We start from the raw sequence: 24,182 nt of genomic DNA, 5'->3' as shown, positions 1-24,182 counted from the left end.
GCGCGCTTGCCGTCCCATCTCCGTACGAAGTAGGGACAAAAGGGACATAAAGTCTTTGCCACATGCGGGATCGTGAGATCGTGCTGTGACCGTTCGGTTGCGAAACCTCTACCGAATCAGCAGTTCCGGTTGAGCAGGAACCGGGCGTGCATTAGTGTCCCAGCCCGATCCCCGACAGCCGCAGGCAGCCAGAACCTGGGCGGAAGGAGCCTTGATTGGTGAAGCGCACGCGTGACCGCAAGGGGAGGGGCATCGTGGGCGCCGCCCTGGCCGCCCTGCTCATCGCCGTCCCCGCGAGTCCCGTCGCCGCCGACCCCAGGCCCTCGCTCAAGGAGCTCTCCGAGCAGGTCGAGGAGATGCATCTGGAGATCGAGACGCTGACCGAGCAGTACAACGGCCAGCGCGAGAAGCTCAAGGCCGCCAAGAAGGCCGTCGCCAACGCCAAGAAGCGGCTCGCCACCGCCGAGGCCGACCTGACCGCCAAGAAGGCCAAGGCGACGATGCTGGTCGAGGCCGAGTACATGACGGGCGGCTTCAGCCGGGTCCTCGAGTTCACCGCGGGCGGCAACCCCGAGACCTATCTCGACCGCGCGGCCACCACCTACGCCCTGCGGCAGCAGCAGAGCGTGGAGGTGCTGAATCTCACCAAGGCGACGCAGGCGGCCGAGCGGGCCAGGAAGGGCGCCCAGAAGCGCATCGACGAGGTCGACGCGATCGTCAAGGACCTCGGCGCCAAGCGCGACCGCATCACCAAGCTCGTCGCCAAGGTCGAGAGCCGGCTGTTCAGGCGCGCGCTCGGCGAGGCGGGCCGCCCCGGCACCCGCGCGGTCAAGGTGAACCTCCCCCTCGCGGGCGACGGCAAGGCGGTCCAGGCCGCCCGCTGGGCCCTCACGCAGCAGCTCAAGCCGTACGTGTGGGGCGCGGCGGGGCCGAGCGGCTACGACTGCTCGGGGCTGGTCATGGCCGCCTACCGGCGGGTCGGCATCTCGCTGCCGCACTACACCGGCGACCAGTGGACCGCGGGCCGGCACATCTCCCGCGACGAGCTGCGCCCCGGCGACCTGGTCTTCTTCTACAGCGACCTGCACCACGTGGGCATCTACCTCGGCGGCGGCATGATGGTGCACGCGCCGCGGACCGGCGACGTCGTACGGATCGCCTCGATCGACCGCCGGCCCTACGCCGGCGCGGTGCGCATCGCCGACTGAGCCGAGTGAGCGGCCCTGCCTAGATAATCCGCCTAGATCAGCTGGCGGCGCGCCGCCCAGGCCACGGCCTCGATGGCCGTGGCCACCCCGATCCGGTCGCAGATGCCGCGCAATCGTCGCCGTACGGTGCGGCCGCTGCAATCCAGGCGCCGCCCGACACGGTCGACAGTGACGCCCTTGGCAAGTTCAGCCAGCAACGCCAGATCCGCAGGGCTCAGTTCGACATTTTCACTGAGCACACCCACTGGGAGCCCTCCCCCCAACAGACACCTCTGTGACGTACTGGCACGAGCCTCATGGCCTGGCTCGTCCCGGACTACGTAAACGCATCCGGGAAAGACCGTCAAGCACAAGATCTGCCCGACTTGACCCCGGCCATTGACTTGCTCTCGGCTATGTGACGTACTCGGCATATATCGACACATTTCGGAGCGGAATGATCGATCACAGCGCCTCTGACAACGCCTCGCCACCTGCGCCGACGCCCGATGACATCCTGGGTTTCGACCCGTACGAATATGGTTTCCTGCGCGATCCGTATTCTCGCTACCGGAAGCTGCCCCGGCCCCTCTACCGCACACGCGCCGGGCTGATCGTCGCCACCTCCCACGAGCTCTGCTCGGCCATCATGCGCGACCCCCGTTTCGGGCACGGCCACCAGCAGGAGCCCGGCCCGGACGAACCGGCCCGTTCGTTCCTCATGATGGACCCGCCGGACCACACCCGGCTGCGCGGCCTCGTCAGCAAGGCCTTCACCCCCGGGATGGTACGGCGGCTCCGACCGCGCATCGAGGCGATCACCGCCGAGCTGATCGCCGCGCTGCCCGGCGAGGCCGACCTGGTCCGCGACTTCGCCTACCCGCTGCCCGTCATGGTGATCAGCGAGATGCTGGGGGTGCCGCCCGAGGACCACGAGCGGTTCCGAACCTGGAGCGAGACGCTGGCGCGCAGCCTCGACCCGATCGTCGGCGACGAGCTGGCCGAGCGCGGCCCGCGCCACCGGCGCGAGTTCCACGACTACTTCCGGGACCTGATCGCGCGGCGGCGCGCCCGGCCCGCCGACGACCTGCTCAGCGCGCTCGTCCAGGTGGAGGAGCTGACGGAGCGGGAGCTGCTGGCCACGTGCGTGCTGCTGCTGGTGGCCGGGCACGAGACGACCGTCAACCTCATCGCCAACGGCGTGCTCAACCTGGTCAGGCACGGCGTGCTGGGGCTGGCGGCGGAGCGGCCGCGGCAGGTCGTCGAGGAGGTGCTCCGGTACGATCCGCCGGTCCAGCTCACGGCCCGCAGCGCGCGGGAGGACACCGAGCTGGGCGGTGTCGAGGTGCCGGCAGGCACGATGACGCTGGCGCTGGTCGGCGCGGCCAACCGGGACCCGGAGGTGTTCCCCGATCCGGACCGGTTCGACGTGGGGCGGGCGCCGGGCAGGCACCTGGCGTTCGGCCTGGGCATCCACTTCTGCCTGGGGGCGCCGCTGGCCCGGCTGGAGGGCGAGGTGGCGCTGGCCGCGCTCGCGTCGGCGGCGCCGGGGCTGGAGCTGGCGGACCCGGATCCCCCGTACAGGGAGAACCTCGTGCTGCGCGGGCTGGCGGAGCTGCCCGTGCGGCTGAACCGGCCGTAGCGCGGCGGGCGGGCCGCGCTACGGCGCGGGCGTCAGCGGGTGGGCTTGACCAGCGGGAAGAGGATGGTCTCGCGGATGTTGCGGCCGGTGAAGGCCATGACCATGCGGTCGATGCCGGCCCCCATGCCGCCCGTCGGGGGCATGCCGTACTCCAGGGCCTGGAGGAAGTCCTCGTCGAGCTGCATCGCCTCGGGGTCGCCGCCCGCGGCCAGCAGGGACTGCTCCTCCAGGCGGCGGCGCTGGTCGAGCGGGTCGTTGAGCTCGGAGTAGGCGGTGCCGAGCTCGGTGCCGAAGCCGATGAGGTCCCACTTCTCGGTGAGGAGCGGGTTGTCGCGGTGGACGCGGGCCAGCGGGGAGGTCTCCAGCGGGTAGTCCATGACGAACGTCGGCTGGATCAGGGTGTGCTCCACCAGCTCCTCGAAGAGCTCCTGGACGAGCTTGCCCTGGCCCCACTTCGGGTCCCACTCGACGCCGTGCTTGTCGGCGAGGGCGCGGACCCGGTCGAGCGGGGTCTCGGTGGTGACCTCCTCTCCCACCGCGCCGGACACCAGGTCGTAGAGCTTGACCCGGGGCCACTCGGCCAGCCCGAGGTCGATCTCGACGTCGCCGTGCCGGACCACGGTGGTGTCGAGCGCCGCCACCACGGCCTTCTGGTACATCCGCTGGGTCAGCTCGGCCATGTCGTGGTAGTCGAGGTAGGTGCCGTAGGCCTCGACCATGGTGAACTCGGGGTTGTGGGTGGAGTCGGCGCCTTCGTTGCGGAAGTTGCGGTTGACCTCGAAGACCTTCTCGATGCCGCCGACGACCAGCCGCTTGAGGTAGAGCTCGATCGCGATGCGGAGGTAGAGCTCCATGTCGTAGGCGTTGATGTGGGTCACGAAGGGCCGGGCCGACGCGCCGCCGTGGATCGGCTGCAGCATCGGCGTCTCGACCTCGAGGTAGCCCTCCTCGTGCCAGAAGTCGCGCACGGCGCGCACGGTGGCGCTGCGGATACGGGCCATCCTGCGCGACTCGTCGTTGACGATGAGGTCGACGTAGCGCTGGCGGACCCGCGCCTCCGGGTCGGTCAGGCCGATGTGCTTCTCCGGCAGCGGGCGCAGGCACTTGGACGTGATCTCCCAGCGGTCGGCGAGGATGGACAGCTCGCCGCGTCTGGAGGTGATCACCTCGCCCTCGACGCCCACGTGGTCGCCCAGGTCGACGTCGTGTTTCCAGGACGCGAGCGACTCCTCCCCCACCTTGTCCAGGGAGATCATGATCTGGAGGTCGCCGCTGCCGTCGCGCAGCGTGGCGAAGCAGAGTTTGCCGCCCACGCGGTTGAGCATGACGCGCCCGGCCACGCCGACGCGGTCGCCGGTCGCGGTGTCGGGCTCCAGGCCCTGGTATTTCTCCCTGACCTCCGCGTGGGTGGTCGTGCGGGGGAAGTTCACCGGGTAAGGGTCGACGCCTTCGGCGCGAAGGCGGTCGAGCTTCTCCCTCCGGATGCGCATCTGCTCGGGAAGTTCGTCGCTCACACCACCACAGGGTAGGGGATACGGCCACCTGCAAGGTCTCGTCGGTCCCCTGCAGGGGGCGTGCAACCACCCTCTGTTACCCATGAGTTACGCGGGCGGTCCCCCTTTCCCGAGCAGCAGGGTCCGCCCGCGCGGCGTCAGACGGTGTTGCGCTGGTAGATGAGACGCAGGCCGATGAGCGTCAGCCACGGCTCGTGGACGTCGATGGAGCGCGACTCCCCGACGACCAGGCCGGCGTGGCTGCCGGTGGCGACCACGGTGACCTCGTCGGGGTCGTCGGCCAGCTCGGCGGCCATCCGCTCGACGATGCCGTCGACCTGGCCCGCGAAGCCGTAGATGATGCCCGCCTGGAGGGCTTCGACGGTGTTCTTGGCGATGACGGAGCGGGGCCTGATCAGCTCCACCTTGTGGAGCTGGGCTCCGGCGGCGGCCAGGGCGTCGACGGAGATCTCGATGCCGGGGGCGGTGACGGCGCCGATGTACTCGCCCTTGGCCGAGACGGCGTCGAAGGAGGTGGCGGTGCCGAAGTCGACGATGATGCACGGGCCGCCGTACTGGTCGATGGCGGCCAGCGCGTTCACGATGCGGTCGCTGCCGACCTCCTTGGGGTTGTCCATCCGTACGGGGACGCCGGTGCGGACGCCGGGCTCCACCACGACGGCGGTGACGTCGCCGTAGTAGCGCCGGCACATGTCGCGCATCTCGTTGAGCACGCTGGGCACGGTCGAGCAGATCGCGATGCCGCCGACGTCGGCGCTCTTCAGCAGGGGCGACTGGGCGAGCAGGCCCTGGAGGAGGACCGCGATCTCGTCGGCGGTGCGGCGGGCGTCGGTGGCCAGCCGCCAGTGCTCGATGACGTCCTCGCCCTCGAAGAGCCCGAGCACGGTGTGGGTGTTGCCGACGTCGATCGTGAGCAGCATGTGTTACCCCCGTAGATCCAGTGCGACGTCAAGGGCCGGCGCCGAGTGGGTCAAGGCGCCTACCGCAAGGTAGTCGACGCCAGTCTCCGCCACATCACGGGCCGATTCCAAGGTCAATCCCCCGCTGGCTTCGAGCGCAACCGCCTTACTGCCACGATTTCTCACGATTTGTACGGCTTGGGCGGTTTGCTCAACCGTGAAGTTGTCGAGCAAGATCAGATCCGCCCCTTCGTCCAGCGCCTCCTCCAGCTCCGCGAGGCTGTCGACCTCGACCTCGATCGGCAGGTCCGGGTACCGCTCGCGCACCGCGCGGAACGCCTGCGCCACCCCTCCGGCGGCCACCACGTGGTTGTCCTTGATCAGCGCCGCGTCCGACAGCGACATCCGGTGGTTGAGGCCGCCGCCGCAGCGCACCGCGTACTTCTCCAGCGCGCGCAGCCCCGGCAGCGTCTTGCGGCTGTCGCGGACCCGCGCCCCGGTGCCGCTGATCGCCTCGACCCACCGCCCGGTCAGCGTGGCGATCCCGGACAGGTGGGTGACCAGGTTCAGCGCCGTCCGCTCGGCCGTCAGCAGAGCCCGGGTCGGGCCCTCCACCGACATCAGCACCTCGCCCCGGCGGACCCGCTCGCCGTCCTTGGCCTTCCTCTCGGTACGGGTCGCGCCCAGCCGCAGGAACACCGCCTCGGCCACGGCCAGGCCGGCCACCACGCCGTCGGCGCGGGCCACCAGGTCGCCCGAGGAGAGCTGCCCGGCCGGGATGGTGGCGATGCTGGTGACGTCGCCTGCCGCCGACAGGTCCTCGGCCAGCGCCCGGTCGATCACCGCGTCCACGCCGGCCGGGTCCAGCCCGGCGGCGGTGAGCTCCTGGGCCAGTCTGCCCGGCATCGCGTCGCCGTGCGGGGTGAAGGTCATGTGCAGGCCCTCCTCGGTCAGGGTCACGTCCAGGTGCCCGAGCCACTCGTGGTCGTCGCGCTCGGGGTGGTCCTCCCGCCAGTGGGAGCCGCGGGTCTCCAGCCGCGCCGCCGCCGTGCCTGCGAGGACGGTGGCGACGGTGAGCAGGTTCGTGGCCTCCCAGGACTCGGTGCACGGCGCCACGTGGACGGGCGTCCACCGGGCGTCGCGCAGCGCCCTGGCCGTGGTCACCAGGGAGTCGCGGCTGCGCAGCACGCCGGCGCCGGTGCTCATGTGACGCTGGATCCGGGGGCGCACCCGCGGGTCGACCAGCCCGGCCGGGGCCTCGGTCCGCTCCGGGGGGCCGGGGCGCGGCCGGGAGCGGTGCACGTCCTCGGCGATGCGCTCGGCGAACACCAGCCCTTCGAGCAGCGAGTTGGAGGCCAGCCGGTTGGCGCCGTGCACGCCGGTGCAGGCGACCTCGCCGCACGCGTACAGGCCCTCGATCGAGGTGCGGCCGTGCAGGTCGGTACGGACGCCGCCGCTGGCGTAGTGGGCGGCCGGGGAGACCGGGATGAGGTCGGTGACCGGGTCGATGCCGTTAGCGCGGCAGACGGCCTGGATGGTGGGGAACCTGGTCTGCCACGTCTCGGCCCCGAAGTGGCGGCCGTCGAGGAAGACGTGGTCGCGCCCGGTCTCGCGCATCCTCCGCATGATCGCCTTGGCCACCACGTCGCGCGGCGCCAGGTCGGCCAGCTCGTGCACGCCGGTCATGAACCGCTCGCCGTCGTGGTCGACCAGGAACGCGCCCTCGCCCCGTACCGCCTCGGAGATCAGCGGCTGCTGGCCGGTGGAGTCCTCGCCCAGCCACAGCACGGTCGGGTGGAACTGGACGAACTCCAGGTCGCGCACGACCGCGCCGGCCCGCAGCGCCAGCGCGACGCCGTCGCCGGTGGACACGACCGGGTTGGTGGTGGCCGCGTACACCTGGCCCATGCCGCCGGTGGCGAGCACGACCGCGCGGGCCCGCACCGCGCCCACGCCGTCGCGCGCGCCCTCGCCCATGACGTGCAGGGTCACGCCGGTGGCCCGGCCCCGCGCGTCCTTGAGCAGGTCGAGGACGAGGGCGTGCTCGATCACCTCGATGCCGCTCGCGCGTACCGCCTCCACCAGCGCCCGCTGCACCTCGGCGCCGGTGGCGTCGCCGCCGGCGTGCACGATGCGGTCGCGCCGGTGGCCGCCCTCGCGGGTGAGCTGGAGCCTCCCGTCGGGCGTGCGGTCGAAGCGGGCGCCGCGGTCCATCAGCCGCCGCAGCGCGCCCGGGCCCTCGGTCACCAGCGTCCGCACCGCCTGGGTGTCGCAGAGCCCGACCCCGGCCAGCAGCGTGTCGTTGAGGTGCTCGTCGGGGCTGTCGCCGGGGTCCAGCACGGCCGCTATGCCGCCCTGCGCCCACCGGGTGGAGCCGGAGGAGAGCACGTCCTTGGTCACGACCAGGACGCGCTCGTCCGGGGCCAGCTCGGCGTAGCGCAGCGCCACGGTCAGTCCGGCGATCCCGGATCCGACGACGACGACGTCGGCCTCGGCGGTCCAGCCGGGATCGGGGGCCGTCAGCCGCAGGGGAATCGCCGGTGCACTCATGGGCCCTCCTCGAACGGGGCTATCTCGTCAATATGACGATAATGCGTCGCTGGGGATGCGCGCGCCCCGGGCCCGCTACCGGCCCAGCCGCACCACCACATTGTCGATGAGCCGCGTCGCGCCCACGCGGGCGGCCACCGCCAGAACGGCTTCTCCCTCGTACGAGTCGGGAACCTCCGTGAACGTGGCCGGGTCGACCAGCACCAGATAGTCGACCTCCAGCTCGGGCGGGGCCTCGGCCAGCACCTTCGCGGCCGTGGCGCGGACCTGGGCCGCGCCCGGCTCGTCGGCCGCGGCCAGCAGGGCGCGCGACAGCGTAAGCGCCACCCGGCGCTCGCCGGCCGACAGGTAGCGGTTCCGGCTGGACAGGGCCAGGCCGTCGGGCTCCCGGACGGTGGGGGCGCCGACGATCTCCACGGGCACGTCCAGGTCGGCCGCCATGCGGCGGATCAGGGCCAGCTGCTGGGCGTCCTTCTGCCCGAACACGGCCAGGTCCGGGCGCACCAGGTTGAACAGCTTGAGCACCACGGTGAGCATGCCGTCGAAGTGGCCGGGCCGGGAGGCGCCCTCGACGATCCGCCCCATCTCGCCCGCGGACACGCTCACCTGGCGGCCGGGCGGGTACATGTCGTCGGCCGACGGGGCGAACACCACGTCCACCCCCTCCTCCCGGCACGCCTCCAGGTCGGCGTCGAACGTGCGCGGGTAGCGGGCGAAGTCTTCGCCCGGGCCGAACTGCAGCGGGTTGACGAAGATGCTGACGACGACCTGGTCGGCCCGCTCGCGGGCGAGCCTGATGAGTGAGCGGTGCCCTTCGTGCAGGGCGCCCATGGTGGGGACGAGAGCCAGAGTCCCGTCACGGCGGGCTTCGATCAGGTCGGTGCGGTTCCTGGCGACGATCGGGTCCATGCGCAGCCTCCGAGAACGGATCCATGCCCATCGCGGGTCACGGTCACGTCCATATGTTGCCACCCAGCGCGTCGAGCAATCGCTCGGCCTCCTCCGGTTTGAGCAGCCCCGCCGCCAGCGCCCGGTCGGCCGTGAGCCGGGCCAGCGCTATGTAGGCGTCCGCCGCCTCCGGAGCGGCCACGATCAGCGCGTCCACGTGCTTGCGCACGGTGCCCGCGTCGCCGCGCACGACCGGCCCGGTGAGCGCCGACAGGCCGAGCCTGAGCACGTTGTCGAGGGCCGCGCCGAGCAGCGGCCCGAGCATCCGCCCCGGGTGCTCGACGCCGATGCGGGCGAGCAGCTCCTCCGACTCGGCGATGAGCGTCACCATGTGGTTGGCCGCACTGGCCAGGGCGGCGTGGTAGAGCGGGCGATCGGCGTCGGCGATCCACACCGGCTCCCCGCCCATCTCGATGACCAGGGCCTCGGCGATCGGCCGCAGCGGCTCGGGGGCGGTGACGCCGAACGAGCAGCCGGTGATCCGGTTGAGGTCGTCGTCGCGGCCGGTGAAGGTCATCACCGGGTGGAGCGCCAGCGGCAGCGCGCCCGCGGCCGCGGCCGGGTCGAGCACGGACAGGCCGTACGCGCCGCTGCAGTGGACGAGGATCTTGCCGCGCAGGTCGGCGCCGGTCGCGGCCAGGCCGCCCACCAGGTCGGGCAGCGCGTCGTCGGGCACGGTGAGCAGGATGAGCTGCGCCGCCGCCATGACCTCCTCGGGCCGTACCGGCTCGACCCCGAGCCGGGCCGCGGCCCAGCGCCGGGAGGCGTCGGAGACGCCGCTGGCGGCGACGACGCGGTGACCTGCCTGGGCCAGGGCGGCGCCGAGCGCGGAGCCGACTTTCCCAGCGCCCAGCACGCCGACGGTCAGGCGCGCCGGGCGATCGGCTGCCTCCATACGTCACACCCCCGGTCGACCTGTTGGCATCGCCGACCAGGGTAACCGGCGCGTCGCCAAGAGGAAGTGACCGGTCTTTTGCCGCATGTTGCGTTACCGACAAAACGGACAGGGGCAGGGGAGCGGGTGCACCCCCTGTCGGAAGAGATGAGGAGAGGGGTTCACCGCCAGGAGCGGGCGCCGAGTCCCAGCGGACCCGACGCCCGCACTCTGTCATACCTCTCGGGCGGTGCGCGTGGCCGCCGACGCCGACAGGCGGTCACGGCGGGGCCCGGGCCGGGCAGTCCGGCCCGGGCCCTTTGACGGGTCGCTCATGAGATAGTCAAGGCATGTGGCTCACCTGGCGTGCCGCCACCCAGCGCGCGCTGTACGGCGAGGGCGGTTTCTACCTGCGCGAACGCCCTTCCGGCCACTTCCGCACGTCCGTCTGCGCCTCCCCGGTGTTCGCCGAGGCCGTGCTGGCCCTGCTGTGCGAGGTCGACGCCGAGCTGGGCGCGCCCGCCCGGCTGGATCTGGTGGACGTCGGCGCCGGCGAGGGCGTGCTGGTCACCCACCTGCTCGGCATGGCCGCGCCCGAGCTGCGGGCCAGGCTGCGGATCACGGCGGTCGACCTGTCCCCGCGGCCGGACGACCTGCCCGAGGAGGTCGTGTGGTCCGCCCGGATCCCGTCCGGCATCCGCGGCCTGGTCATCGCCAACGAGTGGCTCGACAACGTGCCGCTGGACGTGGCCGAGCAGACCGCCGACGGGCCGCGGCTGGTCCTGGTCCACACCGAGACGGGCGAGGAGCGGCTGGGCGGCGAGCCGTCGGAGGCCGACCGCGAGTGGCTGAAACGGTGGTGGCCGCTGTCGTGCGTGGGCAGCCGGGCCGAGATCGGCCACACCCGCGACGCGGCCTGGGCGGCCGTGATTTCCCGGCTCGACCAGGGGTGGGCCATCGCCGTCGATTATGCACACCCTGTGGATAACCGGCCGCGTCTTGGGACGCTCACCGGATATCGTGACGGCGCGGTCGTTTCCCCCATACCCGACGGGACCTGCGACATCACCGCACATGTCGCGCTCGACGCGTGCGCGGAGGCCGGCTGGCGGGCTGGCGCGATATCCACAGGCTTGTCCACACAGCGGGCCGCGCTGCGCGAATTGGGCGTCACCGGCGCCCGCCCCGCCCTCGACCTGGCCCGTACCGATCCACGGGGGTATCTCAGGGCTCTGGCCCGCGCCTCCGAGGAGGGCGAGCTGATCGATCCGGCGGGGCTGGGCGGGTTCGGCTGGCTCTGCCAGCGGCGGTGACCGGCGTCAGCCCGTGCGCAGTTCCAGCGCGCGCAGGCCCCGGATGACGTATCCCGGCTTCCACTCCGGCTCTCGGACGAGCTCCAGCTTCGGCGCACGGTCGAGCAGCACGCCGAACGACTCGACCATCTCGATCCGGGCCAGCGGCGCGCCCAGGCAGTAGTGGATGCCGAGGCCGAACGAGATGTGCGGGTTGTCCGCACGGCCCACGTCGAACCGGTCCGGGTCCTCGAACACCTCGGGGTCGCGGTTGGCCGAGCCGAACAGCAGCGCCACCTCCGACCCGCGCGGGATCCGCACCCCGCCGACCTCGATGTCCTCCAGCACCCAGCGCTCGAACATCTGCGCCGGCGTGTCCCAGCGCAGCACCTCCTCGATCGCGGTGGGCAGCAGCGACCGGTCGGCGCGCAGCCTCTCCAGCTCGCCGGGGTTCCTGAACAGCGCCCACCAGCCGTTGCCGGTGGCGTTCACGGTGGCCTCGTGACCGGCGTTGAGCAGCAGCACGCAGGTGCCGATCAGCTCGTCCTCGGTCAGCTCGGGGATCCCCGCCAGCGCGCTGATCAGGTCGTCGCCCGGCTTGGCGGCCCGCTCGCGGCCCAGCGCCCTGAGGTACTCGGCGAACTCCTCAGCCGCCCTGACGGCGGTGTGCTGCATCTCCTCGGTCGGGTTGAGCTCGTACATCAGGCAGATGTCCGACGACCAGGGCCGCAGCAGGTGACGGTCCTGCTCGGGGATGCCCAGCATCTCCGCGATCACGGTGACCGGCAGCGGCTCGGCCACCTCGGCGATCAGGTCCCCGCCGCCCTTCTCCACGTACGTGTCCACGAGCCCCTCGGCGATGGCCCGCACGCGCGGGCGGAGCGCCTCGACCATGCGCGGGGTGAACGCCTTGGACACCAGGCGGCGCAGGCGGGTGTGCACCGGCGGCTCGACGTCGAGCATGCCGGCCCGGATCACCCGCCAGAACGGCTCCTGGAACTCCGGCTCCGGCGGCTTGCCGAACTCCTCGTGGGTGGCGACGTGCAGGTAGGAGCGGCCCAGCCTGCGGTCGCGCAGCAGCTCGTCCACGTCGGCGTGGCGGGCGATCAGCCACTGGTCGGTGGGCTCGAAGTAGCTGACGGGGGACTCGGTCCGCAGCTTCGTGTAGACGTCGTACGGATGGGCCACAAAATCCGGATTCCAAGGATCAAAGCGCACGAATTCATAGTAGGAGGTACATCAAGCGGGTTGTTACCCCTGGTCAAGGGAGGCTCGCGATTCACGTGAATCATCGGTTATAGTCCGGGACGTAGGTCATGAGCGCCAGCGTCAAGCCCCGGCTCGCTGGCCGGCAACCCTCGCGTCCGCGGCGGGGTGCCCCGGGTGAAGACCTGGTCCGCCACGAAGTGTGGCGGGCAAGCGCGGGCTCCGTGGCTGCTCCAGGGGTCCGACGACCCCTGAGGAGGCATGCCGTGTCCACGCTGACGATCTTCGACCGCCCCCGCGCCGCTTCTGTGCAGCGCCCGCAAGCCCCTGCGCGCCCGATCCCCGCCGTGCTCGGCGCCGACCTGCGGGTCCCGGTCAAGGGCGGCACGCTCACCGGGTACGCCAACCTCGACTACGCCGCCAGCGCCCCCTGCCTGGAGCCGGTCAGCGCCGCCGTCGCCGCCGCGCTGCCCGCCTACTCCAGCGTCCACCGCGGCGCCGGGTACGCCTCGCAGCTCACCACCGCCCGCTACGAGCGGGCCCGCCGCGTCGTCGCGGCCTTCGTCGGCGCCCGCCCCGACGACGCCGTGGTCTTCACCCGCAACACCACCGACGCCACCAACCTGCTGGCCCGCTGCCTGCCCGAGGACGCCACCGTGGTCGTCTTCGACACCGAGCACCACGCCTCGCTCCTGCCCTGGCCGCGCAAGGTCCGGCTGGCGCCGCCCGCCTTCCCCGGCGAGGCCGTGCGCGCCGCCGACGACGCGCTGGCCCGGATCGACGGGCCCAAGCTCCTGGCCGTCACCGCCGCCTCGAACGTCACCGGCGAGCTCTGGCCCGTCGCCGCCCTGGCCCACATCGCCCACCGGCACGGCGCGCGCATCCTGGTGGACGCCGCCCAGCTCGCCCCCCACCGGCCGCTCAACCTCACCGCGCTCGGCCTGGACTACGTGGCCTTCTCCGGGCACAAGCTGTACGCGCCGTTCGGGGCGGGAGCGCTGGTCGGCCGCCGTGACTGGCTGTCCGCCGGCGACCCGTACCTGAAGGGCGGCGGCGCGGTGCGCCAGGTCGGCGAGGACGAGGTCGACTGGCACGACGACCCCGAGCCGCGCCACGAGGCCGGCACCCCCAACGTGCTGGGCGCCATCGCGCTGGCCGCCGCCTGCGACGCGCTCACCGCCACCGGCTGGACCCCGCTCGTCCGCGAGGAGCAGCGGCTGATCGCGCGGCTGCGGGCCGGGCTCGCCGGCATCGATGGCGTACGGGAGCTCTCGCTGTGGGGGCCGGACCACCCGCGCGTCGGCATCGTGTCCTTCACCGTCGACGGCCACCCGGCCCGCGAGGTCGCCGAGACGCTCTCCGCCGAGTACGGGATCGGGGTGCGGGACGGCAAGTTCTGCGCGCACCCGTTCGTCCGCCACCTGCTCGGCGCGCGCGAGGGCGGCTGCGCGGACGGCACCGACTCCGCCGTCCGCGCCTCCATCGGCATCGGCACCACCGACGAGCACGTGGACCGGCTGATCGCCGCGCTGCGCGACCTCGCCCGCCGGCCCGCTCAGGCCCGCTGAGGACTCACCGTTTGTGCGGGTTGGGCTGGGTCGGATCGTCGGAGAGCAGGCTGTCCACCTCGCGCCTGTCCCGGTCGTCCAGCCCGCCCGGCCCCCGGCCCTGCCTGGGCACGTCACGCGGCCGCTCGGCCGGCCGCGCGACGGCGGTGTCCTGGTCTCCGGCCTTCCTGTGGCGGAAGACCGAGTGGACGATCGCGTCGAGGCCGATCCGGCCTCCGCCCAGCGCCGCCAGCAGCAGGCAGGCCACGCCCAGCGCGGCCGCCAGCTCCCAGCCGCTGTCCTGGACGAACACCCCGTTGGCCCCGTGCACGAACACGATCGCGCCGATCATGTCGATCAGCAGCAGCAGCGCCACGACCCGGACCGCCAGCCCCAGGATCAGCAGCACCCCGCCGACCACCTCGAGGATCGTCGCGAACGCGGCCGCGACTCCAGGCAGGGGTACGCCCATCTCCGTGAACCCGGCGCTGGTCGCGCCCAGGCCCTGCGTCCATTTCTGCAGCCCGTGCGCCACGAAGATGACGCCGACCACCACGCGGGCGATCAGGGCAGCCACATCAAAGATGACCCTTTTCATCGTCTGTTCCCCCGTTCCAGACTGTCCTCCCCCGCGAAGGCAGAGCGATGCACCTCTTTAACGTTCCTTGACCTCGCGCATCGGACCCCGGCACACCCGTTCCTCGACCGGGCCTCCGGTGAGAGCATGGGCGGTATGACGGAACGCGTGGTGGGCATCGGCGCCGGGGCCAAGGAGCTGGCCACCGAGGACATGATCCTCAACATCGGCCCCCAGCACCCCTCGACGCACGGCGTGCTCCGGCTGAGACTGACCCTCGACGGCGAGCGCATCGCCACCGCCGAGCCGATCGTCGGCTACATGCACCGGGGCGCGGAGAAGCTGTTCGAGGTACGCGACTACCGGCAGATCATCGTGCTCGCCAACCGCCACGACTGGCTGTCGGCGTTCGCCAACGAGCTGGGCGTGGTGCTCGCCGCCGAACGCATGCTCGGCATGGAGCCGCCCGTCCGCGCCGTGTGGGCGCGCACCCTGCTGGCCGAGCTCAACCGGGTGCTCAACCACCTGATGTTCCTCGGCTCCTACCCGCTGGAGATGGGCGCCATGACGCCCATCTTCTACGCCTTCGACGAGCGCGAACGCATCCAGGCCGTCATGGAGGAGATCTCCGGCGGGCGCATGCACTACATGTTCAACCGGGTCGGCGGCCTGAAGGAGGATCTCCCGTACGGCTGGCTGGACCGGGTGTCCGAGACCGTCGCCGAGGTCCGCAGGAAGATCCCCGACATCGAGGACCTCATCCTGCACAACGAGATCTTCGTCGCCCGCACCCGCGGCGTCGGCGTGCTCACCGGCGAGCAGATCATGCAGTACGGGGTCAGCGGCCCGGTCGCGCGGGCCTCCGGCGTCGACTTCGACCTGCGCCGCGACCAGCCCTACCTCGCCTACCCCGAGCTGCCCGTCAAGGTCGTCACCCGCTCCGCCGGCGACTGCCACGCCCGCTTCGAGGTGCTGCTGGAGCAGGTCAAGGTCTCGCTCGACCTGGCCGACGCCTGCGTCGACCGGCTCCGCTCGCTGCCGCGCGGGCCCATCAACCAGCGCCTGCCCAAGGTGCTGAAGGTGCCGGAGGGCCACACGTACGCCTGGACGGAGAACCCGCTCGGCATCAACGGCTACTACCTGGTCTCCAAGGGCGACAAGACGCCGTGGCGGCTCAAGCTCCGCTCCGCCTCCTACAACAACATCCAGGTGCTGCGCGAGCTGCTGCCCGGCAACCTGGTCTCCGACATGGTGGCCATCCTGGGCTCGCTCTTCTTCGTGGTCGGCGACATCGACAAGTGACGGCCCGCTACCTGGTCGTCCGTAGTGCCCCGGCCTTCAGGCCGGGGGTGAAGCGGACTCTCCCGCGGCAGGCAAAGACGAATCGCCGTCAAGGTGATTCGTCGTGCGCGTCGTCGGCGAGCGCGATCTCAAGCAGGTGCACGATCTGAGAGTTCAGGGATCTCCGCTCGGTCTCGGCGCGGGCGACCACCCGGGCGTGAACGTCATCAGGAAGCCTGAGCGTAATCCGAATCATGACACCACTCTAGTGTCGCGTCGGATAAGGTCGAGCCGTGCAGCTCCGATACAACTTCCGCCTCTACCCGACCCCGGGCCAGTGCGCCGCGCTGGCGCGGGCGTTCGGGTGCGCCCGGGTGGTGTTCAACGACGGGCTGCGCGCCCGGCAGCAAGCCCACGCGGCCCATCTGCCGTACGTCTCGGACGGCGAGTTGTCCAAGCGCATCATCACCGAGGCGAAGAAGACCCCGGAACGGTCCTGGCTAGGCGAGGTGTCGGCGGTGGTGCTCCAGCAGGCGCTGGCCGACCTGAACACCGCCTACCGCAACTTCTTCGCCTCGCTGGCAGGGAAGCGGAAGGGGCCGAAGGTCGCCCCGCCCCGGTTCCGGTCCCGCAAGGACCACCGGCAGGCGATCCGCTTCACCCGCAACGCCCGATTCCAAGTCACGACGGGTGGGAGACTGCGCCTGCCGAAGATCGGCGACGTTCCGGTGAAGTGGTCGCGCCGTCTCCCGTCCGAGCCCTCCAGCGTCACCGTGGTCAAGGACGCGGCCGGGCGGTACTTCGCCTCGTTCGTGGTCGAGGCCGCCGCCGAGCCGCTGCCGCAGACGGCCGCCGAGGTGGGGATCGACCTGGGGCTGACACATTTCGCGGTGCTGTCGGACGGCCGGAAAGTCGGCAACCCCCGGTTTCTGCGCCGCGCCGAACGGCGGCTGCGCAAGGCACAGCAGGCCCTGTCGCGCAAGGCGAAGGGGTCGAACACCAGGAAGAAGGCTGTCGTCAAGGTCGCCCGTGCTCACGCGAGGGTGGCTGATGCGCGCCGGGACTTCGCACACAAGCTCTCCACGACGATCATCCGCGAGAACCAAGCGGTGATGGTGGAGGACTTGTGCGTGAAGGGCCTGGCCCGCACCCGGCTGGCCAAGTCCGTGCACGACGCCGGATGGTCGGCGTTCGTGAGCATGCTGGAGTACAAGGCCGCCCGCCACGGCCGGACCCTGGTGAAGATCGACCGCTGGTTCCCCAGCAGCAAGCTGTGCTCGGCCTGCGGGGCACTCGCCGAGTCGATGCCGCTGAACGTCCGGGCCTGGGCCTGCCCGTGCGGGGCGGTCCACGACCGGGACGTCAACGCCGCCAAGAACATCCTCGCCGCCGGACGGGCGGAGAGGCTAAACGCCTGCGGAGGGACCGTAAGACCCGCCGCCTAGCGGAGGGCAGGACCCGTTGAAACAGGAAGCCACAGAGGTGCCGCACGCGCGGCACGGACTGAATCTCCGGCCCTTCAGGCCGGGGAGCGCGTCAATCGGGGCGCGGGTCCTCGGAGTCGCCGGGGACGCGGCAGCAGTGTTCGAGGAAGAGGGCGGCGACCACGAGGGCCACGCAGGCCAGCAGCGAGCCGCCCGTCACGAAGAACTCGGCCCGCGGCGTCTGCTTGTCGAGCAGAGACGCCGTGTGCAGGACGAAGCCGCCGAACAGGCCCGCGAACAGCGCACCGGCGTACGCCGACGCCTTGGCCAGCGCGACCAGGCGGGCCACCGCCAGCGGCTCCACCGGCTTGGTGCCGGGCTTGCGGGCGAGCCTGGCCCGCGTCATCCACCCGGTGTAGGCCTCGCCGACGGCCAGCAGCAGCACCGTCGGGATCGCCGTCCACGGCACCAGCCACATGCCGGAGTACGTCTGCCTGACGAACAGCCAGCTCAGCAGCGCGACGACGACGAAGACCCCGACCAGGACGACGGGGCGGGTGGGTCTCAATCGGGCCTCTGCAGCTTCAGGTCAGGGCGGAGCCGGACACCCCGCTGGTCGAGCCCCGCCAGCAGGTCGGCGATGCGGCCCTTGCCCGGCAGCTCGCCCTCGGGGTCGATCCGGGACCACGGCAGCAGCACGAAGGCCCGCTCGTGGGCCAGCGGATGGGGCAGCGTCAGCTCGGGGTCGTCGCTGACGGTGTCGCCCACCATGATCAGGTCGATGTCGAGCGTACGGGGCCCCCACCGCTCCTCGCGGACCCGGCCGAACGCGGCCTCGGCGCTCTGCGCCCGCTCCAGCAGGGTGGCCGGGGACAGCGTCGTCTCCGCCAGCACCACCGCGTTCAGGTAGGTGCGCTGCCCCTCGGGGCCGCCCACCGGGTCGGTCTCGTAGACCGGCGAGACCGCCACGAACGTCAGCCCCGGCGCGTCGAACAGCGCGTCGACCGCGCCCTGCAGCGTCTGAAAGCGTCTGCCCAGGTTGCTCCCGAGCGCCAGCACGGTCTTCATCGGCGCCTCCGTTCGATCGTCACCACCACGTCGTCGAACGGCAACGGGATCGGCGCGGCGGGCTTGTGCACGCTCACCTCCACGGACTGGACCGGCTCCCTCTCCAGGCAGACGTCCGCCAGCCGCTGGGCGAGCGTCTCGATCAGCGCCACCGGCTCGCCCTCGACGACCTTCACCAGCGCCTGCGCCAGCTCGCCGTAGTCGACGGTCTTCGCCAGGTCGTCGCCCGCGGCGGCGGGCGCGGTGTCGAGGAAGAGCGTCACGTCCACCACGAACTCCTGGCCCAGCTCACGCTCGGCCGGCAGCACGCCGTGTCTGCCCCGGGCCCGCAGCCCCTTCAGCGCGATCCGGTCAGCGCTCAAGCTCGTCTTCCTCCTCCTCGTCCTCGTCGCTCTGCAGCACCGGCGAGCCGTGGTGCATCCACAGCCGCCAGCCCTGCGGAGTGCGGACGTAGACGTTGCTGGCCACCACCTTGCCCGCGGCGAAGCTGGACTCGCCCTCCTCACCCGCCGTGAGGATGTTCTCCACGCAGGTGAGCACCGCCAGGTCGCCGAGCACGGTGGTGTTGACGTCGGTGAGCACGAACTGGATGTAGGTCGTGTTCGCCATGATCAGCGCCCACGACCGCAGCACCTCCGCCCGCCCCGCCAGCAGGGACCAGCCGGGATGCACGCAGCTGACCTGACCGTCGGGGGTGTCCTCCGCCCAGATCTCGGTCATCCGATCCAGGTCGGCGTCCTCGATCGCGGTATAGAACTCCTGGTTGACGGTCTCGATCGCGGCGGTGTCGACGCTCATGTGTCAGCTCCGGCTCTCTTCCATGCTGCTGCCACGCGTACGGCATCGGCATTGGGACCCACGGAGTGGACCCGTACGCACCAGGCGCCGTCACGCGCCGCCAGTGCCGTCACCGCCAGTGTGGCGTCGTCGTTGCGGTCGAACGGGCGGGGCGTGCCGTCGGGGTCGGCGAGCAGCCGCCCCAGGAACCTCTTGCGCGAGGCCCCTATCAGCAGCGGGTAGCCCAGCTCCGTCAGACGGGGGATGGCCGCGAGCAGCGCCCAGTTGTGGGTGGCGTTCTTGGCGAAGCCGAGCCCGGGGTCGAGCACGATCTGCTCGCGGGAGACCCCCTCGGCCAGCACCAGCTCCACCCGCTTGAGCAGCTCCTCGCCGACCTCGGCCACCACGTCCTGGTAGACGGCGCGGTTCTGCATCTGGTCGCTGTGGCCGCGCCAGTGCATGACCACGTAGGGCACACCCGAGGCGGCCACCACGCGCGGCATCTCCGGGTCGGCCAGGCCGCCGCTCACGTCGTTGACCAGGCACGCGCCCGCCTCGACGGCGGCCCTGGCCACCTCGGCACGCATCGTGTCGACGCTGACCGGCACTCCCTCGGCCGCCAGCGCCCTGATCACCGGCACCACGCGGGCCAGCTCCTCGTCGAGCGGCACCCGGGCGGCACCGGGCCGGGTGGACTCGCCTCCCACGTCGATGATGTCGGCGCCCTCGGCGACCAGCTCGAACCCGTGGCGGATGGCCGCCGCCTCGTCGAACCAGCGCCCGCCGTCGGAGAACGAGTCGGGGGTGACGTTGACCACGCCCATGACGAGACACCGGTCGACGTCCGGCAGACCTGGCACTCTCGTCATGAGGCCAAGCCTAGGCGCTCGCTCATACGTGGCGATATCGCGGGTGCCCAGATGTGGATAACGATCCCTTCGCGCTTCAAGCGCGGGCGGACTTCCCGTGGCGCCGCCAGCCGTCAGCGCCCCAGGATCAGCGCCATCGCCTCGGCGCGTGTCTTGTCGCTCGTACGGAAGTCGCCCCGGACGGCGGAGGTCACCGTCTTCGCGCCGGGCTTGCGCACGCCGCGCATCGTCATGCACAGGTGTTCGGCCTCGACCACCACGATCACGCCGCGCGGCTCCAGCACCCGCATGATGCCGTCGGCGATCTGCGAGGTCATCCGCTCCTGCACCTGCGGCCGGCGGGCGTAGACGTCGACCAGCCTGGCCAGCTTGGACAGGCCCGTGACCTGGCCCTGCTCGTTCGGGATGTAGCCGACGTGGGCCAGGCCGTAGAACGGGACGAGGTGGTGTTCGCAGGTCGAGTAGACCTCGATGTCCTTGACCAGGATCATCTCGTCGTGGTCGACGTCGAACACCTTGTTGAGCACGTCCTCGGGGGTGAGCCCGAGGCCGGAGAACTGCTCCGCGTAGGCGCGGGCGACCCGGGCCGGCGTCTCGAGAAGACCGTCGCGGTCGGGATCCTCGCCGATGGCGTAGAGGATCTCGCGCACGGCCTTCTCGATCCGGCCGTAATCCACCTCGTGACTTTTCACGCGGAGTCCCCGGAAGGCAGCGCACCCTGGCGGCCCTGGTCGATCGAGCCGTTGCCGTACTGCTCCTTGGGCGTCAGGATCGGCGGCCGGTCGGACGGGAGCCGCTTGCCGTAGCCCGCGTAGGACGGGCGGTGCTCCTTGACGACCACCGGCGAGAAGATCTGCAGCACCTGCTCGCGGGAGAGGGTCTCCTTCTCCATGAGCTCCAGCACCAGGTTGTCGAGCACGTCGCGGTACTCGACCAGGATGTCCCACGCCTGGTCGTGCGCCGTCTCGATGAGCCGGCGGACCTCTTCGTCGATCGTGGAGGCGATCTTCTCGGAGTAGTCGCGCTCGTGGCCCATCTCGCGGCCCAGGAAGACCTCGGCCTGGCCGCTGCCGAACTTGCGGGCGCCCAGCGCCTCGCTCATGCCGTACTCGGTCACCATCCGGCGGGCGACGGCCGTGGCCTTCTCGATGTCGTTGGAGGCGCCGGTGGTGGGCTCGTGGAAGACGAGCTCCTCCGCCGCGCGGCCGCCCAGCAGCATCGCGAGCTGGTCCATCATCTCCGACCGGGTGGCCAGGAACTTGTCCTCGGTCGGCAGCGTCATCGTGTAACCGAGCGCCCGGCCCCGGGACAGGATCGTGATCTTGTGAACCGGGTCGGAGTTCGGCAGCGCGTGCGCCACCAGCGCGTGACCGCCCTCGTGGTACGCGATGATCTTCTTTTCCTTGTCGGACATGACGCGGGTCTTGCGCTCGGGCCCGGCCATGACCCGGTCGATCGACTCCTCCAGCATGTCCATCGTGATCAGCTTCTCGTCGGCGCGCGCGGTGAGCAGCGCCGCCTCGTTGATCACGTTCGCCAGGTCGGCGCCGGTGAACCCGGGCGTCCGGCGGGCGATGACGTCGAGGTCGACGTCGGGCGCGAACGGCTTGCCGCGGCCGTGGACCTTGAGGATGCCCTTGCGGCCCTCCAGGTCGGGGCGGTCGACGGTGACCTGGCGGTCGAAGCGCCCGGGGCGCAGCAGCGCCGGGTCGAGGATGTCGGGCCGGTTGGTCGCGGCGATGAGGATCACGCCGCCCTTGACGTCGAAGCCGTCCATCTCGACCAGCAGCTGGTTGAGCGTCTGCTCGCGCTCGTCGTGACCGCCGCCCAGGCCGGCGCCGCGGTGGCGGCCGACGGCGTCGATCTCGTCGATGAAGATGATCGCCGGGGCGTTCGCCTTCGCCTGCTCGAACAGGTCGCGCACGCGGGAGGCGCCGACGCCGACGAACATCTCGACGAAGTCGGAGCCGGAGATCGAGTAGAACGGCACGCCGGCCTCACCCGCGACCGCGCGGGCGAGCAGGGTCTTGCCGGTGCCGGGCGGGCCGTACAGCAGAACGCCCTTGGGGATCTTCGCGCCGATCGCCTGGAACTTGCCCGGGGCCTGGAGGAACTCCTTGATCTCGTGGAGCTCCTCGATGGCCTCGTCGGCGCCCGCGACGTCGGCGAAGGTGGTCTTGGGGGTGTCCTTGGTGATCAGCTTGGCCTTGGACTTGCCGAAGTTCATCACCCGGCTGCCGCCGCCCTGCATCTGGTTCATGATGAACAGGAAGAGCAGCACGATGATGACGATCGGCAGGAAGCTCACCAGGATGCTGAGCAGGATGTTCTCCTGCGGCACCTCGGTGGTGAAGCTGTCGGTCCGGTTGGCGTCGACCTGGGCTTGCAGGTCGTCGGTCAGCTTGGCGCCGTAGCCGGAGACCCAGTCGGACTGGATCATCTTGGTGGGCTGGTCGCCGGGTCTGACCTCGATAGCGTTCTTGAGCGTCAGCTCGATCCGCTGATCCTTGTCAATGATCTTCGCGTTGCTGACGTTGCCGGTGCGAATCTGCTGGAGCACCGTGGACGTGTCGGCCTGCTTGAAGTTGCCCCCGCCGCTCCACAACTGGGTGACAAGCAGGAGCAGCACGACGATGCCCAGGATCCACAGCAGTGGCCCACGTGTAAATCGCTTGAGATCCATCCGATGCGGAACCCCTGGCGGGCCCGTCCCTTCCCTGACCATGGCCTGGAACCCCGGGCAGGACCCGGGGCCGCGGCATCCCGACGCCGCGAAATCTGACTACCCGAAGGGGACGCTGGGTCACCCTCCCGTCGTCAGAAGGTACACCGGACAAGCGTGCGGAGACACCGCCCGCTACAACCGGCCTTGCCCTACCAACGTACGTCACGGCACGCCGTGTTCCCGGTCGTTCCCGGCCATCTGTGGATCGTCTCAGGTATAGACGTGCGGAGCGAGAGTCCCGATGAAGGGGAGGTTGCGGTAACGCTCGGCGTAGTCGAGGCCGAAGCCGATGACGAACTCGTTGGGGATGTCGAACCCGATGTACTTGACGTCTATGGGCACCTTGACCGCCTCGGGCTTGCGCAGCAGGGCGCAGACCTCCAGCGAGGCCGGGTTGCGCGACTTGAGGTTCTCCAGCAGCCAGTGGAGGGTCAGGCCGGAGTCGATGATGTCCTCGACGATCAGCACGTGGCGGTTCATGATGTCGGTGTCGAGGTCCTTGAGCACCCGCACCACACCGGACGACCGGGTGCCGGCGCCGTAGGACGACACGGCCATCCAGTCCATCTGCACCGGCACGTGCAGGGCCCTGGCCAGGTCGGCCATCACCATGACGGCGCCCTTGAGCACGCCCACGAGCAGCAGCTCACGGCCGGCGTAGTCGGCGTCGATCCGGGCGGCCAGCTCCTTGATCTTGCTCTGGAGCTCGTCCTCGGGGATGAGGACCTTCTCCAGATCGTCGCCCATGTCGGCAGCGTCCACCTGTGGTTCCTTACGCGATGGGTCTGATGGCGAGTATCAGGGTGCCATATCGCCGGACGGCGGACAGACCCCCTGGCAGGTCAACCGCCTTCTGTCCGCGCCAGGCTACGACGAGCCTCTCCACGGCGTGCACGTGGGTGGCCGACAGCGCCCCGGACGGCGCCCCGGCGGCGATGGCCGCGCGGCGGAGGACCCGTCGCCGTACGGCTCCTGGAAGCGGTTCCAGAGCCTCCACCGACAGGGTGACTCTTCCCGGAATATCGCTTAGAGCGCAATTTTTGTAGGCCCGGTCCGCCCACTCGTCGAGCGCATCGGCGTCCTCCCGGGCGAGCGCCGCCGTCCGCGCCAGCGCCTCCGCCACCCCCGGGCCGAGCTCCTTCTCCAGTACGGGAAGCACCCGCGACCGCACCCTGACCCGGGTGTAGCGGGGATCCTCGTTGTGCGGGTCGTCCCACGGATCCAGGCCCAGCGCCGCACAGGCGGCGACGGTCGTCCGGCGCGGAATCCCCAGCAGCGGCCGCCGGTACAGCCCGCTCACCGGCGCCATCCCGGCCAGCGACCGCAGCCCGCTCCCCCTCGCCAGCCCCAGCAGCACCGTCTCGGCCTGATCGTCCCGGGTATGACCGAGCAGCACGGCCGCGGCCTCCGCCCGGCCCGCCGCCTCGTCCAGCGCCCGGTATCTGGCCTCACGCGCCGCCGCCTCCGGCCCTCCGGCCGTGCCCACCGTCACGGTCAGCACCTCGCCGGACTCCAGCCCCAGCTTCCCGGCCAGCTCCGCGACCCTTCTCGCTCGTACGTCCGAGCCTTCCTGCAGTTGGTGATCCACCGTGACTAGGGCGGCGCGCAGCCCGGCGCGCGGCGCGACGAACCCCAGTGCGGCGGCCAGCGCGAGCGAGTCAGCGCCGCCGCTGCAGGCGGCCAGCACCAGCCGCCCGCGCTCCAGATCGGCCAGCGACTCACGCACGGCCCGGCGGACGTCGGCTACGGCAGGATGCGGTCCCACGCCCCCATTCTCCCGGCCGAATCCCTTGCCCCGATCC

General features: G+C 71.1%; 24 protein-coding genes and 1 riboswitch. Of the genes, 6 read left to right on the top strand and 18 right to left on the bottom strand.

Translation table 11 applies throughout. The features are described 5' to 3' along the window. Window positions 1–218 precede the first annotated feature (218 nt). Window positions 219–1,208 carry a C40 family peptidase gene (locus AB0J42_RS26670; protein WP_364298991.1) on the top strand — a complete coding sequence of 330 codons (990 nt, stop codon included), beginning with the start codon at window positions 219–221 and terminating at the stop codon, window positions 1,206–1,208. A 32-nt stretch (window positions 1,209–1,240) separates the two neighbouring features. Here the strand turns inward: AB0J42_RS26670 and AB0J42_RS26665 are convergent, their stop codons facing one another. Further along, on the bottom strand, window positions 1,241–1,453 hold the full coding sequence (locus AB0J42_RS26665; RefSeq protein ID WP_364298989.1) for a LuxR C-terminal-related transcriptional regulator: 213 nt from the start codon (window positions 1,451–1,453) through the stop codon (window positions 1,241–1,243). A gap of 191 nt (window positions 1,454–1,644) precedes the next feature. On the opposite strand from AB0J42_RS26665, the gene AB0J42_RS26660 reads away from it, so the two are divergent. Beyond that, the gene (locus AB0J42_RS26660) at window positions 1,645–2,829 is read left to right on the top strand and encodes a cytochrome P450 (protein WP_364298987.1); all 1,185 of its coding nucleotides are present in this window, start codon (window positions 1,645–1,647) and stop codon (window positions 2,827–2,829) included. A 32-nt stretch (window positions 2,830–2,861) separates the two neighbouring features. Here AB0J42_RS26660 and lysX read toward each other — a convergent pair whose 3' ends face one another. From lysX to AB0J42_RS26635, 5 genes are all read right to left on the bottom strand, one after another. Beyond that, window positions 2,862–4,343, bottom strand: coding sequence for a bifunctional lysylphosphatidylglycerol synthetase/lysine--tRNA ligase LysX (lysX, locus tag AB0J42_RS26655; RefSeq protein WP_364298985.1), 1,482 nt, complete (start codon window positions 4,341–4,343; stop codon window positions 2,862–2,864). 137 nt (window positions 4,344–4,480) lie between these two features. Beyond that, window positions 4,481–5,263 carry a type III pantothenate kinase gene (locus AB0J42_RS26650; RefSeq protein ID WP_364298983.1) on the bottom strand — a complete coding sequence of 261 codons (783 nt, stop codon included), beginning with the start codon at window positions 5,261–5,263 and terminating at the stop codon, window positions 4,481–4,483. 3 nt (window positions 5,264–5,266) lie between these two features. Further along, window positions 5,267–7,792: an L-aspartate oxidase gene (locus AB0J42_RS26645; protein ID WP_364298981.1), complete on the bottom strand. Its 2,526-nt coding sequence runs from the start codon at window positions 7,790–7,792 to the stop codon at window positions 5,267–5,269. Between the two features lie 75 nt (window positions 7,793–7,867). Next, entirely contained in the window at window positions 7,868–8,701 is an 834-nt protein-coding gene (panC, locus tag AB0J42_RS26640; RefSeq protein ID WP_364298979.1) for a pantoate--beta-alanine ligase, read from the bottom strand. Window positions 8,702–8,744: 43 nt separating this feature from the next. Beyond that, window positions 8,745–9,635 (bottom strand): Rossmann-like and DUF2520 domain-containing protein, encoded by an 891-nt coding sequence (locus AB0J42_RS26635; protein ID WP_364298977.1) that lies wholly within the window; start codon window positions 9,633–9,635, stop codon window positions 8,745–8,747. A 329-nt stretch (window positions 9,636–9,964) separates the two neighbouring features. Here AB0J42_RS26635 and AB0J42_RS26630 point away from each other — a divergent pair, with 329 nt between their 5' ends. Beyond that, window positions 9,965–10,927 (top strand): SAM-dependent methyltransferase, encoded by a 963-nt coding sequence (locus AB0J42_RS26630; protein ID WP_364298975.1) that lies wholly within the window; start codon window positions 9,965–9,967, stop codon window positions 10,925–10,927. A 6-nt stretch (window positions 10,928–10,933) separates the two neighbouring features. Here AB0J42_RS26630 and AB0J42_RS26625 read toward each other — a convergent pair whose 3' ends face one another. Further along, window positions 10,934–12,124 (bottom strand): cytochrome P450, encoded by a 1,191-nt coding sequence (locus tag AB0J42_RS26625; protein ID WP_364298973.1) that lies wholly within the window; start codon window positions 12,122–12,124, stop codon window positions 10,934–10,936. Between the two features lie 94 nt (window positions 12,125–12,218). Continuing rightward, a riboswitch (SAM riboswitch) is annotated at window positions 12,219–12,334 on the top strand. Window positions 12,335–12,450: 116 nt separating this feature from the next. On the opposite strand from AB0J42_RS26625, the gene AB0J42_RS26620 reads away from it, so the two are divergent. Next, window positions 12,451–13,680 carry an aminotransferase class V-fold PLP-dependent enzyme gene (locus tag AB0J42_RS26620; protein WP_364299035.1) on the top strand — a complete coding sequence of 410 codons (1,230 nt, stop codon included), beginning with the start codon at window positions 12,451–12,453 and terminating at the stop codon, window positions 13,678–13,680. A 4-nt stretch (window positions 13,681–13,684) separates the two neighbouring features. Here the strand turns inward: AB0J42_RS26620 and AB0J42_RS26615 are convergent, their stop codons facing one another. Beyond that, window positions 13,685–14,257, bottom strand: a complete 573-nt coding sequence (locus AB0J42_RS26615; RefSeq protein ID WP_364298971.1) for a DoxX family protein — start codon at window positions 14,255–14,257, stop codon at window positions 13,685–13,687. A gap of 135 nt (window positions 14,258–14,392) precedes the next feature. Here AB0J42_RS26615 and AB0J42_RS26610 point away from each other — a divergent pair, with 135 nt between their 5' ends. Continuing rightward, window positions 14,393–15,538, top strand: a complete 1,146-nt coding sequence (locus AB0J42_RS26610) for an NADH-quinone oxidoreductase subunit D (RefSeq protein WP_364298969.1) — start codon at window positions 14,393–14,395, stop codon at window positions 15,536–15,538. Window positions 15,539–15,626: 88 nt separating this feature from the next. Here the strand turns inward: AB0J42_RS26610 and AB0J42_RS26605 are convergent, their stop codons facing one another. Further along, window positions 15,627–15,773, bottom strand: coding sequence for an Arc family DNA-binding protein (locus AB0J42_RS26605; protein ID WP_364298967.1), 147 nt, complete (start codon window positions 15,771–15,773; stop codon window positions 15,627–15,629). Window positions 15,774–15,810: 37 nt separating this feature from the next. On the opposite strand from AB0J42_RS26605, the gene AB0J42_RS26600 reads away from it, so the two are divergent. Beyond that, window positions 15,811–16,962 carry a transposase gene (locus AB0J42_RS26600; protein WP_364298965.1) on the top strand — a complete coding sequence of 384 codons (1,152 nt, stop codon included), beginning with the start codon at window positions 15,811–15,813 and terminating at the stop codon, window positions 16,960–16,962. A gap of 91 nt (window positions 16,963–17,053) precedes the next feature. On the opposite strand, the gene AB0J42_RS26595 is transcribed toward AB0J42_RS26600, so the two are convergent. The 9 genes from AB0J42_RS26595 to tilS all read right to left on the bottom strand — a co-directional run bounded on the left by AB0J42_RS26595 (window position 17,054) and on the right by tilS (window position 24,145). Further along, window positions 17,054–17,509, bottom strand: a complete 456-nt coding sequence (locus AB0J42_RS26595; RefSeq protein WP_364298963.1) for a DUF3180 domain-containing protein — start codon at window positions 17,507–17,509, stop codon at window positions 17,054–17,056. Then, window positions 17,506–18,009, bottom strand: coding sequence for a 2-amino-4-hydroxy-6-hydroxymethyldihydropteridine diphosphokinase (gene folK, locus AB0J42_RS26590; protein ID WP_364298961.1), 504 nt, complete (start codon window positions 18,007–18,009; stop codon window positions 17,506–17,508). Before folK ends, AB0J42_RS26595 begins: the two co-directional genes overlap by 4 nt. Next, window positions 18,006–18,371 (bottom strand): dihydroneopterin aldolase, encoded by a 366-nt coding sequence (gene folB, locus AB0J42_RS26585; RefSeq protein ID WP_364298959.1) that lies wholly within the window; start codon window positions 18,369–18,371, stop codon window positions 18,006–18,008. The genes folK and folB overlap by 4 nt, the downstream gene beginning before the upstream one ends. Then, window positions 18,361–18,807, bottom strand: coding sequence for a nuclear transport factor 2 family protein (locus AB0J42_RS26580; RefSeq protein ID WP_364298957.1), 447 nt, complete (start codon window positions 18,805–18,807; stop codon window positions 18,361–18,363). Before AB0J42_RS26580 ends, folB begins: the two co-directional genes overlap by 11 nt. After that, the gene (gene folP / locus AB0J42_RS26575) at window positions 18,804–19,655 is read right to left on the bottom strand and encodes a dihydropteroate synthase (protein WP_364298955.1); all 852 of its coding nucleotides are present in this window, start codon (window positions 19,653–19,655) and stop codon (window positions 18,804–18,806) included. The genes AB0J42_RS26580 and folP overlap by 4 nt, the downstream gene beginning before the upstream one ends. Window positions 19,656–19,768: 113 nt before the next feature. Further along, on the bottom strand, window positions 19,769–20,347 hold the full coding sequence (gene folE / locus AB0J42_RS26570) for a GTP cyclohydrolase I FolE (protein WP_364298953.1): 579 nt from the start codon (window positions 20,345–20,347) through the stop codon (window positions 19,769–19,771). Then, the gene (gene ftsH / locus AB0J42_RS26565; RefSeq protein WP_364298951.1) at window positions 20,344–22,338 is read right to left on the bottom strand and encodes an ATP-dependent zinc metalloprotease FtsH; all 1,995 of its coding nucleotides are present in this window, start codon (window positions 22,336–22,338) and stop codon (window positions 20,344–20,346) included. Before ftsH ends, folE begins: the two co-directional genes overlap by 4 nt. A 252-nt stretch (window positions 22,339–22,590) precedes the next feature. Then, window positions 22,591–23,142, bottom strand: coding sequence for a hypoxanthine phosphoribosyltransferase (gene hpt, locus AB0J42_RS26560; protein WP_364298949.1), 552 nt, complete (start codon window positions 23,140–23,142; stop codon window positions 22,591–22,593). Between the two features lie 10 nt (window positions 23,143–23,152). Next, window positions 23,153–24,145, bottom strand: coding sequence for a tRNA lysidine(34) synthetase TilS (gene tilS, locus AB0J42_RS26555; RefSeq protein ID WP_364298947.1), 993 nt, complete (start codon window positions 24,143–24,145; stop codon window positions 23,153–23,155). Between the last annotated feature and the right edge of the window lie 37 nt (window positions 24,146–24,182).

Origin of the sequence: Nonomuraea sp. NPDC049649 (genome assembly GCF_040675175.1) — a bacterium.
Lineage (GTDB): Bacteria > Actinomycetota > Actinomycetes > Streptosporangiales > Streptosporangiaceae > Nonomuraea.
The sequence above is the reverse complement of the archived record's forward strand: the minus strand, read 5'-3'. Positions and strand labels throughout refer to the sequence as shown.

Coding starts and splice junctions, on each gene's coding strand:
- AB0J42_RS26660 (WP_364298987.1), top strand. CDS start 1,645: ATGATCGATCACAGCGCCTCTGACAACGCCTCGCCACCTGCGCCGACG.
- AB0J42_RS26650 (WP_364298983.1), bottom strand. CDS start 5,263: ATGCTGCTCACGATCGACGTCGGCAACACCCACACCGTGCTCGGGCTC.
- AB0J42_RS26645 (WP_364298981.1), bottom strand. CDS start 7,792: ATGAGTGCACCGGCGATTCCCCTGCGGCTGACGGCCCCCGATCCCGGC.
- panC (WP_364298979.1), bottom strand. CDS start 8,701: ATGGACCCGATCGTCGCCAGGAACCGCACCGACCTGATCGAAGCCCGC.
- AB0J42_RS26635 (WP_364298977.1), bottom strand. CDS start 9,635: ATGGAGGCAGCCGATCGCCCGGCGCGCCTGACCGTCGGCGTGCTGGGC.
- AB0J42_RS26630 (WP_364298975.1), top strand. CDS start 9,965: ATGTGGCTCACCTGGCGTGCCGCCACCCAGCGCGCGCTGTACGGCGAG.
- AB0J42_RS26615 (WP_364298971.1), bottom strand. CDS start 14,257: ATGAAAAGGGTCATCTTTGATGTGGCTGCCCTGATCGCCCGCGTGGTG.
- AB0J42_RS26610 (WP_364298969.1), top strand. CDS start 14,393: ATGACGGAACGCGTGGTGGGCATCGGCGCCGGGGCCAAGGAGCTGGCC.
- AB0J42_RS26605 (WP_364298967.1), bottom strand. CDS start 15,773: ATGATTCGGATTACGCTCAGGCTTCCTGATGACGTTCACGCCCGGGTG.
- folK (WP_364298961.1), bottom strand. CDS start 18,009: ATGAAGACCGTGCTGGCGCTCGGGAGCAACCTGGGCAGACGCTTTCAG.
- AB0J42_RS26580 (WP_364298957.1), bottom strand. CDS start 18,807: ATGAGCGTCGACACCGCCGCGATCGAGACCGTCAACCAGGAGTTCTAT.
- folP (WP_364298955.1), bottom strand. CDS start 19,655: ATGACGAGAGTGCCAGGTCTGCCGGACGTCGACCGGTGTCTCGTCATG.
- ftsH (WP_364298951.1), bottom strand. CDS start 22,338: ATGGATCTCAAGCGATTTACACGTGGGCCACTGCTGTGGATCCTGGGC.